This is a genomic window from Candidatus Poriferisodalis sp. (assembly GCF_965214215.1).
Lineage (GTDB): Bacteria > Actinomycetota > Acidimicrobiia > Acidimicrobiales > Poriferisodalaceae > Poriferisodalis.
In genome coordinates this window covers 985,080-1,000,000 of the sequence record NZ_CBDCBD010000003.1, presented here as the reverse complement: position 1 = coordinate 1,000,000, position 14,921 = coordinate 985,080, and the positions used below count along the sequence as shown (strand labels likewise).

Here is a 14,921-nt window from a genome sequence, read left to right as displayed (position 1 = left end):
CGCCGCGACCTCATTGCTGTGACACCCCATCGGTAGCCATAACGGCATGACGACGAATCCGCCAACACCTCCCCCGGCCCAATCTTCCCCGGCGCAACCGTTAGCCCAGCCACCCCTCACGCTGTTCGATGCTTCACAGTTCGAGTTCGAAGCCGCTGCGGATATGAAGACACCGAACCGTCCCGCGGATCGGGTTTCGGTCCGGGGCGGTTTCGCTGCAGCAGTCCCTGCAAGGAAATTCGCGGTCAACCCCGAGGCAGCGCAAGCACGCAGGCGCCGCGCTCGGGCGCGACTGGCGAAACGTCGCTACCTCGCCGACACCGACGGCTTCGAGCGCATCGAGCAGACCCGCCGCGCCTTGCACCTCGTGGCCGACTAATGCTCGCCGTCCTCGGCCGCGTCCTGGTGCAAGGCAGCCGCGGCCATGTGCGCTCCGCCGATCAGGTGAGGGTTGATGACGCGATCGGCGCCTGCTTGTTGCAGTTTCGGCAGCGCGTCCGCCGAATTTGCTCTCGCCACTATGAACAGATGTGGGCACAGCGCGCGAGCGCTCAAGGACACGTAGAGATTGTCGACATCGGAGTCCATCGCCAGCACCAGCGAATCGGCCCGCTCGATGCCGGCATTGCGCAGCGTTGCGTCGTCGGTGGCGTTGCCGAGCACCATGAAGCGATCGTCAGGGCCTGCGTCGGGGTCGCGGTCGATGACGACCACCTCGGTGCCGGCGTCCCCCATGACCGCGGCGATGGCCCGGCCTACCTGGCCGTAACCGCAGATCACCGCGTGACCGGAAAGATTGTCAATGGAACGCTGCATGCGTCGCCTCCTGACATGATCGTCGAGCCGCCCCTCGAACAGCATCTCGATCACAACGCCGATGGTGTAGAGCGAAGTGGCGGTGCCGAGCAGGATGAGCACGATCGTGAAGAGCTGGTAGCGGCCTCCCACGTTCTCGGGGTCGCCGTAACCGACCGTCGAGACAGTGATGACGGTCTGGTACAGCGCGTCGAGCACATTGAGGCCGAGCAGCACATAGCCCGTCGTGCCGGCCGCCAAGATCGCCGTGAGCACCGTGAGGCCGGCAACGAGCCGCTCGACAGGTTCAAGCCCTCCCGAGACAAGACGCCGCCGCGATTCGCTTCGGGTTCGCGAACTGCGGCGCGACCGCCGTCGTCGCAGCACGCCTTTCATCGATTGCACGCTATTGCGGTCAACAGCGCAGGTCGTGCCTACGATGCAGCCCGTGATGGTCTGGCTGGATCTGGAGATGACCGGACTCGATCATCGGCGCCATCGAATCGTGGAGATCGCGACCGTGATCACCGACGATGCACTCGACGTGATCGCCACGGGTCCGTCGTTGGTTATCGGGGCGTCACAAGCCGACCTCGATGCGATGGATCCCGAAGTCCACACGATGCACACCAAGACCGGGCTGCTCGGCGAGATCGGGGCGTCGCAGATCACCGTGGCGGAGGCAGCCGAGCGCACGCTTGCGTTCGTGACCGAACACGTCCCCGAGCCGCGCACGGCGCCGCTGTGCGGGAACTCGATCGGGACCGACCGCCGCTTCTTGGACCAGTACATGCCGGCGCTGGAAGAGCACCTGCACTACCGGGTGGTCGACGTGTCATCGATCAAGGAGCTCGCCAAGCGTTGGCGACCCGAGATCGCTGAAGCGTGGGCGCAACAGAGCCGATCCCGGGCGGGCACCACCAAGCATCGGGCCCTCGACGACGTGCTCGAGAGCATCGACGAGCTCCGTTTCTACCGAGACCAGTGGCTGGAGCCGGTCGCGACCGGTGCGATCGCCGATGTGGCCGTCGAACCTGGCGCAGAATCGAACGCTCTTTAGAAGTTGATGGCCGTTGGCTAACCTGCACCCCGTGTCACGCCCGACGCGCGAGGAGCAGATGCCGCCCGACGGCAAGGTCACTGAGCTGGCGCCCGACGTGCGCCGGCTGCAGCTGCCGATGTCGATGCCAGGTCTCGGGCACGTGAACTGCTACATCCTCGACGACGACCGCGGCGCCGCCCTCGTCGATCCCGGCCTGCCGGGCCCGGCCAACTGGAAGGCGCTCATGGCAGGGCTGGCACAAGCTGAGGTGCCGCCCGAGCGGGTCCACTCGATCATCGTCACCCACAGCCACCCGGACCACTTCGGGGCAGCGGGGCGCTTCTCACGCGAGTACGGCGCCGACTTGGTGACCCATCGCCAGTTCCGACTGTGGTGGGACACCGCAGACGAGGATGAGGAAGCGCTTGAGCAGGTCTCCGCTGACGGCGAGAACAACGAGCTGGTCGCGGACCCGGTGTACAGCGGGCGCGATACCGGACCAGGCGGCCCCACCCCGTGGGGCGGTCAGCGCTACAAGATGCCCCTGCGGGCGAAACTCGGCTACTGGGCGATGCGCAATGGTTGGGGCGGTCGCTGGTTCGCCACGCCTCACCCCACGCACCACGTCGAAGACGCAGACCGCATCAAGCTGGCGCGGCGTGAGTTCGTGGCCGTCCACACCCCGGGGCACACCATCGACCACCTGTGCCTGTTCGATCCCGAGGGCGGCTTGATGATCTGCGGCGACCACGTGCTGCCGACGATCACGCCGCACATCTCAGGCATCACGACGGCGCGCGACCCGCTCAAGGACTTCTTCTCGAGTCTCGATCGGGTCGCCAGCTTTGACGGCGTGACGATGGGTCTGCCGGCTCACGGCCAGCCGTTCACCGACCTGTCTGGCCGCGTCGAAGACATCAAGCGTCACCACAACGAACGCCTGGACCTGCTCCGTTCGTCGTCGGACCGGCTCGGTCGCGCACCCGTGCAGGACTACATGAAACAGCTCTTCAAGGAGCGTTCGTGGGGTCCGATGGCGGAGTCCGAGACCTTTGCCCATCTCGAGCATCTGCGCTACATCGGCGAGGTCGACGTCTCCCGGCGACCCGACGACGTCCTCGAGTATCAGTTCGACTGAACGCACACTCTGTTCGCAGCCTTCGGAACAGATGCCAGAGCCGCGCGGGCGGCAGGAGACTTTGCGACGTTGCAACCGGTTCCCGAGTGGATGCACCGTGAATCGTCGATGACGTCGGCAAGAAATGCGGTTCGGTGCGCATCTCTCGCCTGCCGGATCGCGGGAGCAGAGGCTTCTGCCGCCTGTACAGCAAGCGCGCCGAAAATAACTTGACACGGCCTGCGGTGAAGTGATGTTCTTGGCGCCGCTGCGGCCTATCGTCGGGATTCCGCAGCTGGCCACCAGCCCCGACCATTCGCTCGACTGGATCTGTGATGTCCGACCTCGGCACCTACACCACGGCGCGTGCCTGCGGGTACTGCGTACGGGTGCCTGCACCTGACGCGCGTTGCCGCTGGCAGCCCGTCACGCGGTCCTGGACACGCGGCACGGCCATCGACGTGCTCACGGCGATGGGTCCCATGCAGACCATGTTCCAACACGCGGTACACGGTCACGGTGCCGACCCAGCGGCAACCGTCAAGCGTCACCGCCTGCGGCCCTCGGAGTGTCTGATGTAGTCCACTGAGACACCAGAACTCTCCGAACGGCCGCCGGGACAACCCGGCGGCCGTTTCGCGTGTACGGCACACCTACCGAGATCACCCCCACCACCCAGTTCGCAACCCACACGACGCAGGAGCAAACCCATGCTGGAACTCATCATTGACAACACACCGACCTACACCAATGAGGGTTGGCGCACGCGGGGTCGCTGTCGCGACCTCGTGGGCACCCTGACCCCGTTGTTCTTCTCGGAGAACTTCTACGAGATCGCTCGCGCCAAGGCCATCTGCTCAGCATGTCCAGTGATGAGCGAGTGCTTCGAAGCCGCCACCGAACGCCATGAGCCATGGGGCGTCTGGGGCGGCGAGCTCTTCGAGAACGGGCGGGTCTGCAGGGACAAACGCCCACGCGGCCGTCCGCCCAAACGGTCCCGGCCGCATCTGATCGTCGAGGAGGTGCCTCTGCCTCCCGACCTGGTCCGCGCCTGAGTCGTCCCCCGCTCAGGCGCGTCCTCCGAGTGGATCCGCTCCCCTTGTCGGGTCCCTCCGCTGGGCTGGCCGGCCCCCTCCGGCAAGCCCAGCCGCCATGGCCTGCACTGCCCCCGCAGGCCTCCTCCGACGGTCTGCTCCGGTGGACTGAGGCTGCCCGAAATGGGCGGCTGACAGCCCCGGAGCAGGCCGTCAAGCGGTGATGCAATGCGGCCGTGACCCAACGATGCCGAGGCCATCTCACCGTCGGGTGCCTGAGCTAGCCGCTCCACAGAGCGCCAGTAGCCTCACCGCTACATGGCAGCACCGTCTCAGGCTCGCGAGCTTCCGGAAACGAAGAGCAGGTTTGCCGGCCTTGCTCGATCGAGAGCAGGGCGGTTCGTCCAGGACCAATGGCGCGGCATTCTCTTCGGCCTCTTCGGGGCGTACGCCGTCGGCGCGGCCGTGTTCCTCCTGGCAGGGGGCGCTCAACCCGCGATGACCTCGCTGGTGGCGATGGAAGCCGAGGTGGAAAGCGGCGAAGCCGGCGACGACGCCGAGGGGGCCTCTGGGGATAACGCGGCCGTCTTAGATGTGGTTGCGCCCGACGCGACGAAGGCTGCGTCGACAGCAGCCACCACGCCGGAATCGCCTCCGGCGTGCAGTGACATCAACCCTGTCGATCACGGCGTGAATCCGGGCCTCACCGGCGTGCACGCGCTGGAATTCGTCACGCTCGACGAACAACCGGCAGCGTTCGCCGGGTACGAAGGCTGCCCGCTCATCGTGAATTTCTTCGCGTCGTGGTGCGTGCCATGCGTCACCGAGATGCCCGACTTCGAACGTTTCTGGAATACCCACGGCACGCAGGTTGCGGTGCTGGGATTGGCGGCGAATGATCGGCTGGAAGACGCCATTGCTACGGTGGCTGAGCGGGGCGTGACCTATCCCACCGGCCTCGATGAGGGCGAGCTGTTCATCGACTTCGGCGGGCTGGGCATGCCCACAACAGTGTTCGTGTCACCCGAAGGCCAAATCCTCGAAACGCACAGCGGCCTGCTCACCCTCGAAGACATCACCACCCGAGCAGAGGAGCACTTCGGCCTATGAACGGCGCTCGCCTCACCTTCGCCTTCACCGCCGGCATCGTCGCGACGGTCAACCCGTGCGGGTTCGCGATGCTGCCCGCCTACCTGTCGTTCTTCTTGGGAATCGACCGCAGGGCTGGCGAAGGCAGTTCCCGGGCAGGTGTCGGGAGGGCATTGGCAACCGGTGCCGTTGTCACCACCGGCATCGTCGTTGTCTTCGGAGTCGTCGGCATCGCGCTGTCAGCGGGGTTGAGCGCCCTGCGCGACTACGTGCCGTGGGCAGCCATCGTCATCGGTGTCGGACTCATTGCACTCGGCGTCGCTATTCTCGCCGGCTTCCGCTTGACGGCGTACCTGCCCAAGTTCGAACGCGGCGCCTCAGGGCGAGATGTGCGCTCGCTCTTCCTGTTCGGCGTCAGTTACGCAGTGGCATCGGTGTCGTGCGGGTTGGCGACGTTCCTCGTCGTGGTCACCGCGTCAGCCGGCGATGACAGCTTCGTCGGGGGCATCGTGTCATTCGTGCTCTATGCGCTGGGCATGGGCCTCGTGCTTACCTCGCTGGCAGTCAGCCTGGCGCTGGCCCGCGGCTGGCTGCTCGGCAAGCTGCGAGTGCTGATGCGTTACACGGACTCCATCGCCGCTGTGCTGATGATTGCCGCCGGCGCCTTCACCATCTGGTACTGGTTCATCGACCTGACCGGCCGCGGTGGCGACGGACTGGTGGTGACGGTTGAACGCTGGAGCAGCAGCCTGAGCAACTGGGTCGCCTCGGTCGGCGGATTGCGGCTGGGTCTGATGATGAGCATCGTGCTCGCCATCGGAGGCATGGCAATGCTCGTGTCAGGCCGTGGCGACGACCCAGCCACGGCGTCGGTCGTCTCCGACGAGTCCGCCGGGCCAGACCAAGCGGGCACTGCCGCTGAGGTGCTGAACTAAGCCACTGTGGCACTGCACCTGAAGGACCGCACGCTCCTCGATGCCGAGCGGCCCTTCGCTGAGCTCTTGGGTCGTCCCGGCGTGACCGAGGTGTTGCAGCTCGGCTCGCGATTCGGCTTCATGGCGTTTCACGGCGGCTGGCTCGAGGAGATCACCGATGACATCGCGGCGTCCGCCGCCGAGCGCAGCGGGGCCTCGGTGTACGCCTGCCTGCAAGGCCCCGACGATCAGTGGCACCTGCCCAGCCACTGCTTCGATCCGACCGACTCGCCGGTGCTGCGCGAATTCCTCGATCACGTGGACGTCGTGGTCGCAGTCCACGGATTCGGCAGCCCCCGCTTGTTGCGGGCGGTGCTGCTCGGCGGACGCAATCGGACCCTCGCAAGCCATGTCGCAGTGCATCTGATCGGTCGGCTGCCCCACTATGAGATCCTTCACCGTCTCGACGAGATCCCCAAGTCGCTGGCAGGCCAGCATCCACGCAACCCGTGCAACCTGCCCCGAGGCGGCGGCGTCCAGATCGAACTGCCCCCACGCATCCGCGGCAAGAGCCCTATGTGGACCGGATTCCGGGGACCCGGCCGTGTGCCGCATCACGAGGCGCTCATCGAGGGCCTCGCGGCGGCGGCTCGCGCCTGGACGCTGTGCGAGGACCCGGCCGTCGAACATGGCGGCCGCCTTCCCGAGTCTTCGATCGCCGGCTGAGTGATCGCCGATGCGCAGGCGCATCTCGTCTCGATTGCACGGCCGACGACATCGACGATCCTCCTGCCGCCTCCGCAGCGGGCCGCACCGGGCCGCACCGTTTCAGGCGGGGGCGGGGATCTCGGTGAAGTTGAGCCAGGGGTGGAGCACTTCGGGCACCGCGATGGAGCCGTCGGGACGCTGATGGTTCTCCATGATGAACACGAGCGTGCGGCCGACGGCGCACGCTGTGCCGTTCAGGGTGTGGACCAGGCCGGTTCCGTCGTCGTCCGTCCAGCGGGTACCGAGACGGCGGGCGGAGTAGTCGGTGTAGTTCGAGCACGACGTGACCTCGCGGTAGGCCCGCTCTGACGGCAGCCAGACCTCGAGGTCGTACTTCTTGGCCGCGGCGGCCCCCAAGTCGCCCGCTGCCACATTGATGACCCGGTAGGGCAGGTCCAGCGAGCCGACGATCTCTTCCTGGATGGCCCGCAGTGCCTCCAGCTCGTCCCAGCTCGTGTCTGGGTCGCAGAACGAGAACATCTCGACCTTGTCGAATTGATGCACCCGAAAAATGCCGCGGGTGTCCTTGCCATAGGTGCCGGCCTCGCGCCGGAAGCACGATGAGAACCCGCCATAGCGCAGGGGCAGCTCGGCACGCGCCAAACGCTCGCCCCGGTGAAGGCCGGCCAGCGCCACCTCAGAGGTCCCGATGAGGAACAGGTCGTCGCCGTCGATCTCGTACACCTGGTGACGGTCGGCGGGGAAGAACCCGGCCTCCACCATCAATTCCTCGCGCACCAGCACGGGCGTCACCACCGGCACGAAGCCGTTGCGTTCCAGCAGATCCATCGTCCACTGCACGAGGGCGAACTCCAGGCGCACTGCGGCACCCTTGAGGTACGCGAACCGCGAACCGCTGTTGCGGGCCCCGCTCTCGGAGTCGACCAGGCCGGTCAGCGCGCCGATCTCGGCATGGTCATGGGCGGGCGGCTGGCCTCGCTCCCCCACCTCGTGCACCGTCTCGAAGTTCTCCTCGCCGCCGGAGGGCACATCGGCAGCGGCGGGGTTGGGGACCTGCAGCGCCAGATCGGTTCGTCGCTCGGCGGCTTCCCGCTCTGCCGCCTCGAGACGCTCGACCTCTTCCTTGAGACGTCCGGCTTCAGCGATCTTCGCCGGGCGATCGTCGGGGGCGGCGCGCCCGATGTCCCGAGACGCTGCATTCTGGGCGGCCCGTGCTTCCTCGGCTTGGTGGGTCACCGACCGCCACGTTTCGTCGGCCGCAAGCACGTCGGAGATGAGTTCGTCGGAAACGCCCTTGCGCGCAGCGCCGTTGCGGTACGCAGCGTCGTCACGAAGCCGGCGAAGGTCGATCACGCCGGGTGAAGCTACCGGCCTTGCACGCTGCCGGTGAGTTGCCGCAGCTTGCGCGCGCACTCGTGGCGGGCAAGCATCGTCGGATGGGAGAACACGCGCCGGCACCTGACCGGCACATCCGTTACGAAGCTGACGACAAGCCCCCACTGCCACTCACGGCCGCACTGGGCTTGCAGTTCGCCATTCTCACCATCGCCGGCATCGTGCTGACGCCTGCCATCGTGGTGCGAGCCGCCGGCGGCACCGACGCCTACTTGGCGTGGACAGCGTTCGCTGCTGCTGCGATCAGCGGCGTCAGCACCATCATCCAGGCGGTCCGGTTCAGGCGTATCGGCGCCGGCTATGTGCTGATGATGGGCACCTCTGGCGCATTCATTGCCGTGTGCGTCACCGCGCTCACCCAAGGCGGCCCAGGTCTGCTGGCCACGCTGGTCGTGGCATCGTCACTGTTCCAGTTCTTGCTGGCCGCGAAGCTCTCGCTCTTTCGGCGATTGCTGACGCCGACCGTGGCGGGGACCGTGGTCATGCTGATCGCGGTCACTGTGATGCCGCTCATCTTCGACTTGGTGACGGCGTCGCCGCCCCGCAGCGCTGCGGCGAGCGCCCCCGTCAGCGCGTTGGTCACCATGGTCGTCATCGTGGTCATCGCGCTGCGGGCCACCGGCGCCCTGCGGCTGTGGGCGCCGGTGATCGGCATCGCCGCCGGATCGACGGTCGCCGCTTTCTTCGGGCTGTATGACTTCGACCGGGTCGTCGAGGCCGGCTGGGTGGGTCTGCCCGATGGCGGTTGGCCCGGCTTCGACTTCTCGTTCGGTGGCGCGTTCTGGAGCCTGCTCCCCGCGTTCGTGTTCGTCACGCTCATCGGCGCTGTGGAGACCATCGGCGACTCCGTGGCCATCCAGCGCGTGTCCTGGCGCCGGCCTCGGGCTGTCGACTACCGGTCAGTGCAGGGCGCCGTGGCCGCCGACGGCGTCGGCAATCTGCTGTCGGGACTGGCCGGCACCATGCCCAACACCACCTACTCCAACAGCATCTCCGTCACCGAACTGACCGGTGTGGCGGCGCGCCGGGTCGGCGTAGTCATCGGCATCTCGTTCATCGTGATGGCACTCGTGCCCAAGATGCTGGCCTTGGTGCTGGCGGTGCCTGATGCGGTGGTCGCGGCCTATGCGACGGTGCTGCTGTCGCTGCTGTTCGTGGTCGGCATGAAGATCGTGATCTCCGACGCCACCGACTACCGCCGCGGGCTGATCGCGGGCTTCTCGTTCTGGATCGGCGTTGGCTTCCAGAACGGCGTGATTTTCCCTGAGTATCTCGACGGATTCGCCGGCGGTTTCCTGGAGAATGGCATGACGGCCGGCGGGCTGACAGCGATCGTCCTGACGCTGTTCACCGAGGTCACCCAATCGCGCCCCAAGCGGTTGCGCTGCGAGCTGGCGACATCGGCATTGCCGCAGATACGGGAGTTCCTGGGCCAATTCGCGCACCGCAGCGGATGGAGCCGCGCGATGTCGGATCGTCTCGACACCGTGGCCGAAGAAGCACTGTTGACGCTGATCGACGCCGAACCTCCGGTGGGCAGTGATGCACTTCGTTCCCTCCGCCTGACTGCACGCAAGCAGGACGGTCGCGCCGTGGTCGAATTCGTCGCAGCTGCGAGCGGCGACAACATCGAGGACCGGTTAGCGGTGCTCGACGAGCAGCAGATTGACCGGCCGGTCGAACGAGATCTCTCGCTGCGAATGCTCCAGCACCACGCCTCGACGGTGGCGCACCAGCAATATCACGAGGTGGATATTGTGACCGTCCACGTTGATGTGCCCGCATCGGCTCCTCGCGAGGTGTCATGACCGCCGCACCCTTATCTGGCGAGCCCTCCTACGACGTCGTCTGGCCGGGATCCCCGTCGGGAATCGAGCGGCGGGAACTGGCGCCACGGCTCGACACGCTGGCCGGCAAGCGCATCGGTTTCCTCTGGGACTACCTGTTCCGGGGCGACGAGCTGTTCCCGATCCTCGAGCGGGAGCTGGCGGCGCGATACGAGGGGGTCACCTTCGTCGGCTATGAGGATTTCGGCAACACCCACGGCGGGGATGAAGCCGAGTTGATTGACCGCTTGCCCGATTCGTTGCGCTCACGAGGTGTGGACGCGGTGGTGTCGGGCATGGGTTGCTGAGGCAGTTGCACGCCCGCCGTGGCGCGGGCAGCGGTAGCGGCCGAAGCGGCCGGAGTGCCGTCGGTCTCAGTGGTATGCGAGAGCTTTGACGGCCAAGCCGTCGCGACCGCCCGCGGACACGGCTTCGACGGTCTGCAGTTAGCCGTCACCGTGGGCCACGTCGATGCCCAGTCGGCCGCCGAGATGGAACGCAACTTTGTCGACCACACCGTCGACGCCGTCATCGCCGGATTGACGAGGTCAGCGAACAACGGCAGCGGTGGCACGAACGGTGCAGTCGCCCTCGGCGGTTCAGACACCACGCATCCGCAGCGGGGTGAGCCGGACCTCCTTCATTCGACTACCGCCGACCCGGACCCATTGGACACGGTGGTCAGCGGTTCGATCGACGAGATCAATGACGTCTTCGCCAGCCGTGGATGGTCTGATGGCCTGCCGATCATCCCCCCGACACGCGAGCGCGTCGAGGCATTCCTGGCCGGCGCCGGTTTAGACCCGCAGCAATCGCTGGGGCTCGCTCGTACCACCGGGCGCGACATGACGGTGTGGTCGGTGGCAACCAACGCCGTCATGGCCGGCTGCGAGCCGCGGCACCTGCCAGTGCTGCTTGCGGCTGCGCGCATCCTGGCCGACCCGCACTACGGCGCCGAGCACTCCGGCAACACCACCGGCGCCGATGCGTTGATGATCCTCAACGGCTCCGCGGCGGCGGGGCTCGGCTTCAACTCCGGCGTCGGGGCGCTGCGTGACGGCGTGCGCGCCAACACCAGTGTCGGGCGTTGGCTGCGGCTGTACCAGCGCAACGTGTTCGGCTTCACTGCCGCCGAGCACGACAAGTCCACCTTCGGGAACACCTTCCGGGTCGTGCTGTGCGAAGACGCGGCTGCGCTCGCGGACATCGGCTGGGCGCCCGTCAGCGCCGAGTTCGGATTCGATCCCGACGATGACGTGCTGACCATGGCCCGCTTCAACAGCGGCGCGATCATCGGCAGCGTGTTCGGCTCAACCCCCGACGAGATCGTGCCGTACCTGGGTGACGGGCTTGCCCGCATCACCGGCTGGGATCTCGTGCACCTGTACGGCCTTGGGCAGCTTCACTACCGCCCGCTGCTGGTGCTGTCACCGATCCTGGCGCGCACGTGCGCGGCCAGCGGATGGACCAAGGCAGACCTTGGCGAGGCCCTCTTCGAGCACGCACGCATCCCGGCATGGCGCTTCGAGAAGCTCGTTGGGGAGTGGTCCAACCTGGTTGCGGGCAAGCCACGACTGACCGATATCGTCGCCGCCGGCGATCTGCCCCCGCAATTCGCGGTCTCAGACGATCCCGAACGCCTGGTGCCGATCGTGTCGGACCCGGCAAAGATCGCCATCGCGGTGGCAGGCGATGCGAACCGCACGAACGCCTACGTGTTCAGCCACGACGGCCCGCATGGCGACTACACCGCCAAGGCCATCGAGCCGCTCAGCAGCGACTGACGGGCGGGCTCGCAAACTTGCCGCGACAAGCGGCGCGGCTCAACAGTTTGGGTTGGGGCTGAGGTCGCAGCCTGCGGGGTCGGTCCAGAACACCATCGAGGTGCCCATGGCCGCGTAGACGGCGAGGGCGAGGATGAGGCCCCCGACGAAGACCCACGTGAAGAGCTTGTTGTCGAAACGCAGGTGCATGAAGTACGCAGCGACGATCCAGAACTTCACCACCATCAAAATGAGCAGCCCAGGCACTTCGACCGGTCCTGTGTCGAAGAAGTACGTCATGACCTCGGCTGCGGTCAAGACACCAAGCAGCAGCGCGACCTTGATGTAGCCGAAGTCGCTCAGGCCGTGGTCATGGTCGTCATGGTCGTCGTCGGGGTGTTCGTCGTGGACCTCTTCAGGGGCGGCTTCGGTGGCGGTGCTCATCGATCTCCCCCTACGGAATCAGGTACACGACCGCGAAGATCACGATCCAGACGACGTCCACGAAGTGCCAGTAGAGGCCGATGATCTCGACCGTCTCGGCCCGTTCAGGGCCGATAATCCCTCGATTCACCATCACCCAGAGCGTGACCAGCATGATGATGCCCAGCGACACGTGGACGCCATGGAACCCAGTCAACGTGTAGAACGCCGACGAGGAAATGCTGACCGTGTAGCCGAGGCCTTCGCGGTAGAAGCTCGTGAATTCGTACACCTGCCCGGCGATGAACACGGCGCCCTGGGCCGCGGTAGTCAGCAGCCACAGCTTGCAGCGCTCCAGCTCGCCACGGGAGATGGCCGACACGGCGAGCACCATGGTGAGCGAACTCATCAGGAGCACAAACGAGCTCACCGAGGTGAACGGGATGTCGAACAGATCGGCCGCCTTCAGCGACTCTTCACCGGAAAGCGGCCGACGGTTGCGCAGCAGCAGGTAGGTCGAGATCAGCGCGCCGAAGAGCAGGCAATCTGAGCCCAGGAAGGCCCACATCGTCATCTTCTCGTTGGACAGGCTCGTCGTGGGCGGAACGATCTCGTAGTCGTCCCACTCCGTACGTGGGTACGCGGCCTGCGGTTCGTCGCCCTCAATCGGCTCGGCGGCGGCTGTGCTGGAAGCCATCGGAGTATCAGTCACCGGCGGCCTCCCCGTTTGAAGTGCTGGAAGTCAACACGCCGTTGCCGTCGTCGTGGCCGTCGGGCCCGCCGTCATGATCGTCGCCGTGGCCCCCGTCATCATGGCCGTGGTCACCGTGGCCGTGGCCCGCATCGGGATCGGTCGCCGGCTCCAGGCTCCAGCCGTACATCGCGCCGACCAGCAGCAACAATCCGATGCCGGCGATCCACAGGTTGTAGATCAGCCCGAATCCGATGAGCGGCAGGCCTACTGCCAGCACGATCGGCCAGTACGACGGCGATGGCAGGTGTGGGTGCTGGTCGCCGCGCTGGGCGATGTCGTTGCCATAGGCAATCCGCCGCAGCTTGCCGGTTTCGTCGGGCTGGTACTTCTTGTGCCAGAAGTCGTCCACGTCGCTCACCACCGGCACGTAGTCGAAGTTGTGCTCAGGCGCCGGCGAGGGAATCGCCCACTCCAGCGTGCGGCCGTCCCACGGATCTGCTTCGGCCTGCGGTTCGAGACCCCGGCGATAGCGACCCCACGTCCGGAAGATATTGACGGCCAGGATCGTCATGGCGATGAACATGAAGAAGTAGCCGATCGTGGCGATCTTGTTCCAGAACTCGAAGCCGTCGAACTCGCCGTACACGCTGTGACGCCGCGCCATGCCCTGCAAGCCGACGATGTGCATCGGCCCGAACGTGACGTTGAAGCCCAGGAGCATCAGCCAGAAATGCCAGCGGCCGAGCCGGTCGTTCAGGTGGTAGCCGAACGCCTTGGGCCACCAGAAGTACAGACCGGCGAACATGCCCATGAGGGCGCCGCCGACAAGCACGTAGTGGAAGTGCGCCACGATGAAGTACGTGTCAGTCTGCTGCGTGTCTGCGGGCGCGACGGCATGCATGACGCCTGACAGGCCGCCGATGGTGAACATCGAGACCAGCGACACCGAGAACATCATCGGCACGGTGAAGCGGACTTTGCCAGCCCACATGGTCGCGATCCAGTTCAGGATCTTCACGCCCGTGGGCACGGCAATGAACATGGTCGTCGCCGAGAATGCCGCCACCGACACCGGTCCCATGCCGGCGGTGAACATGTGGTGGGCCCACACGCCCCAGCCCATGAAGCCGATCGCAGCGCCCGACAGGACCACGATCGGGTATCCGAACAGCGGCTTGCGGCTGAACACAGGCAGTGTCTCAGACACGACGCCGAACGCAGGCAAAATCAGGATGTACACCTCAGGGTGACCGAATATCCAGAACAGGTGCTGCCACAGCAACGGATCAGCGCCCGCTTCCACGTTGAAGAAGTTCGAATCGAAGGTGCGGTCGAAGGTCAGCAGCACCAACGCCACGGTGATGACCGGCAGCGCGAACACCAGCAGGAACTGCACCACCAGGATCATCCAGGTGAAGACGGGCATGCGCAGCAGTGTCATGCCCGGGCAACGCATGTTGATGATGGTCACGAGCAGATTCAGCGCACCCAGCAGCGAGGCGATGCCAGCGATCTGCAGGCCCAGGGCGTAGAAGTCCATGCCGTTGCTGGGGCTGAACGCCATCCCGGTGTTGGGCGCGTAGGCGAACCAGCCTCCGTCGGCGCCGCCGCCCAGGAACCAGCTCAGGTTCAAGAAGATGCCGCCGAAGACGAAGATCCACAATCCCAGCGCGTTCATTCGCGGGAACGCCACGTCCCGAGCGCCGATCTGCAGCGGTACGAGATAGTTCGCAAACGCATTCGCCAGCGGCATGATCACCAAGAAGACCATCGTGACGCCGTGCATCGTGAAGAGCTGGTTGTATGCGTCGGCGCTCAGCACCTCGCCGTCGGGCGCCCACAGCTGCAGGCGCACCAATCCGATCTCGATGCCGCCCACGAGGAACCAGAACAGCGCAGCAGCGCCGTACATGATCCCGATCTTCTTGTGGTCCACCGTGAAGAGCCACTCGCGCCAGCCCGTCGCGTGCGTGGGGCGGGCAAAGACGCCAGTGCGCGGCGCGTCGTCGTGATCGGGGGCGCCGTCAGCCACCTCGAGTTCGGTGCTCGGCCCAGCGCTGTCCGGCTGATCGGTGATGATTGCCATCAGGTCGTCCTCCT

General features: G+C 66.0%; 15 protein-coding genes. 10 read left to right on the top strand and 5 right to left on the bottom strand.

Annotated elements, in window-relative coordinates; translation table 11 throughout:
• Window positions 1–163 precede the first annotated feature (163 nt).
• Window positions 164–379, top strand: a complete 216-nt coding sequence (locus tag ACOOF5_RS06825) for a hypothetical protein (protein ID WP_420437767.1) — start codon at window positions 164–166, stop codon at window positions 377–379.
• Here ACOOF5_RS06825 and ACOOF5_RS06820 read toward each other — a convergent pair.
• Complete coding sequence (locus ACOOF5_RS06820; RefSeq protein WP_420437766.1) at window positions 376–1,191, bottom strand: potassium channel family protein; 816 nt, start codon at window positions 1,189–1,191, stop codon at window positions 376–378. The genes ACOOF5_RS06825 and ACOOF5_RS06820 overlap by 4 nt on opposite strands.
• A 43-nt stretch (window positions 1,192–1,234) precedes the next feature.
• Between ACOOF5_RS06820 and orn the strand changes: the two genes are divergently transcribed.
• The 7 genes from orn (at window position 1,235) to ACOOF5_RS06785 (ending at window position 6,717) form a co-directional block, all read left to right on the top strand.
• The gene (gene orn / locus ACOOF5_RS06815) at window positions 1,235–1,855 is read left to right on the top strand and encodes an oligoribonuclease (protein ID WP_420440919.1); all 621 of its coding nucleotides are present in this window, start codon (window positions 1,235–1,237) and stop codon (window positions 1,853–1,855) included.
• Between the two features lie 31 nt (window positions 1,856–1,886).
• Window positions 1,887–2,975, top strand: a complete 1,089-nt coding sequence (locus ACOOF5_RS06810) for an MBL fold metallo-hydrolase (RefSeq protein WP_420437765.1) — start codon at window positions 1,887–1,889, stop codon at window positions 2,973–2,975.
• Between the two features lie 314 nt (window positions 2,976–3,289).
• Window positions 3,290–3,535: a hypothetical protein gene (locus tag ACOOF5_RS06805; RefSeq protein ID WP_420437764.1), complete on the top strand. Its 246-nt coding sequence runs from the start codon at window positions 3,290–3,292 to the stop codon at window positions 3,533–3,535.
• Window positions 3,536–3,664: 129 nt separating this feature from the next.
• Complete coding sequence (locus ACOOF5_RS06800; protein ID WP_420437763.1) at window positions 3,665–4,009, top strand: WhiB family transcriptional regulator; 345 nt, start codon at window positions 3,665–3,667, stop codon at window positions 4,007–4,009.
• A 297-nt stretch (window positions 4,010–4,306) separates the two neighbouring features.
• Window positions 4,307–5,098, top strand: a complete 792-nt coding sequence (locus ACOOF5_RS06795) for a TlpA family protein disulfide reductase (RefSeq protein WP_420437762.1) — start codon at window positions 4,307–4,309, stop codon at window positions 5,096–5,098.
• A complete protein-coding gene (locus tag ACOOF5_RS06790) occupies window positions 5,095–6,012 on the top strand; it encodes a cytochrome c biogenesis CcdA family protein (protein ID WP_420437761.1) in 918 nt (305 codons plus the stop codon). The genes ACOOF5_RS06795 and ACOOF5_RS06790 overlap by 4 nt, the downstream gene beginning before the upstream one ends.
• A 6-nt stretch (window positions 6,013–6,018) precedes the next feature.
• Complete coding sequence (locus tag ACOOF5_RS06785; RefSeq protein ID WP_420437760.1) at window positions 6,019–6,717, top strand: poly-gamma-glutamate hydrolase family protein; 699 nt, start codon at window positions 6,019–6,021, stop codon at window positions 6,715–6,717.
• A 102-nt stretch (window positions 6,718–6,819) separates the two neighbouring features.
• On the opposite strand, the gene serS is transcribed toward ACOOF5_RS06785, so the two are convergent.
• Entirely contained in the window at window positions 6,820–8,073 is a 1,254-nt protein-coding gene (serS, locus tag ACOOF5_RS06780; protein ID WP_420437759.1) for a serine--tRNA ligase, read from the bottom strand.
• Between the two features lie 83 nt (window positions 8,074–8,156).
• On the opposite strand from serS, the gene ACOOF5_RS06775 reads away from it, so the two are divergent.
• The gene (locus tag ACOOF5_RS06775; protein WP_420437758.1) at window positions 8,157–9,923 is read left to right on the top strand and encodes a uracil-xanthine permease family protein; all 1,767 of its coding nucleotides are present in this window, start codon (window positions 8,157–8,159) and stop codon (window positions 9,921–9,923) included.
• The gene (locus ACOOF5_RS06770) at window positions 9,920–11,725 is read left to right on the top strand and encodes a UGSC family (seleno)protein (RefSeq protein ID WP_420437757.1); all 1,806 of its coding nucleotides are present in this window, start codon (window positions 9,920–9,922) and stop codon (window positions 11,723–11,725) included. The genes ACOOF5_RS06775 and ACOOF5_RS06770 overlap by 4 nt, the downstream gene beginning before the upstream one ends.
• A 39-nt stretch (window positions 11,726–11,764) precedes the next feature.
• Here the strand turns inward: ACOOF5_RS06770 and ACOOF5_RS06765 are convergent, their stop codons facing one another.
• The 3 genes from ACOOF5_RS06765 to ACOOF5_RS06755 are packed head-to-tail and all read right to left on the bottom strand — an operon-like array spanning window position 11,765 to window position 14,907.
• Window positions 11,765–12,148, bottom strand: a complete 384-nt coding sequence (locus ACOOF5_RS06765; protein WP_420437756.1) for a cytochrome C oxidase subunit IV family protein — start codon at window positions 12,146–12,148, stop codon at window positions 11,765–11,767.
• A gap of 10 nt (window positions 12,149–12,158) precedes the next feature.
• Window positions 12,159–12,839, bottom strand: a complete 681-nt coding sequence (locus ACOOF5_RS06760) for a cytochrome c oxidase subunit 3 (protein WP_420437755.1) — start codon at window positions 12,837–12,839, stop codon at window positions 12,159–12,161.
• On the bottom strand, window positions 12,832–14,907 hold the full coding sequence (locus tag ACOOF5_RS06755) for a cytochrome c oxidase subunit I (RefSeq protein WP_420437754.1): 2,076 nt from the start codon (window positions 14,905–14,907) through the stop codon (window positions 12,832–12,834). The genes ACOOF5_RS06760 and ACOOF5_RS06755 overlap by 8 nt, the downstream gene beginning before the upstream one ends.
• Between the last annotated feature and the right edge of the window lie 14 nt (window positions 14,908–14,921).

Coding starts and splice junctions, on each gene's coding strand:
- ACOOF5_RS06825 (WP_420437767.1), top strand. CDS start 164: ATGAAGACACCGAACCGTCCCGCGGATCGGGTTTCGGTCCGGGGCGGT.
- ACOOF5_RS06820 (WP_420437766.1), bottom strand. CDS start 1,191: ATGAAAGGCGTGCTGCGACGACGGCGGTCGCGCCGCAGTTCGCGAACC.
- orn (WP_420440919.1), top strand. CDS start 1,235: ATGCAGCCCGTGATGGTCTGGCTGGATCTGGAGATGACCGGACTCGAT.
- ACOOF5_RS06805 (WP_420437764.1), top strand. CDS start 3,290: ATGTCCGACCTCGGCACCTACACCACGGCGCGTGCCTGCGGGTACTGC.
- ACOOF5_RS06800 (WP_420437763.1), top strand. CDS start 3,665: ATGCTGGAACTCATCATTGACAACACACCGACCTACACCAATGAGGGT.
- ACOOF5_RS06795 (WP_420437762.1), top strand. CDS start 4,307: ATGGCAGCACCGTCTCAGGCTCGCGAGCTTCCGGAAACGAAGAGCAGG.
- ACOOF5_RS06790 (WP_420437761.1), top strand. CDS start 5,095: ATGAACGGCGCTCGCCTCACCTTCGCCTTCACCGCCGGCATCGTCGCG.
- ACOOF5_RS06775 (WP_420437758.1), top strand. CDS start 8,157: ATGGGAGAACACGCGCCGGCACCTGACCGGCACATCCGTTACGAAGCT.
- ACOOF5_RS06765 (WP_420437756.1), bottom strand. CDS start 12,148: ATGAGCACCGCCACCGAAGCCGCCCCTGAAGAGGTCCACGACGAACAC.
- ACOOF5_RS06755 (WP_420437754.1), bottom strand. CDS start 14,907: ATGGCAATCATCACCGATCAGCCGGACAGCGCTGGGCCGAGCACCGAA.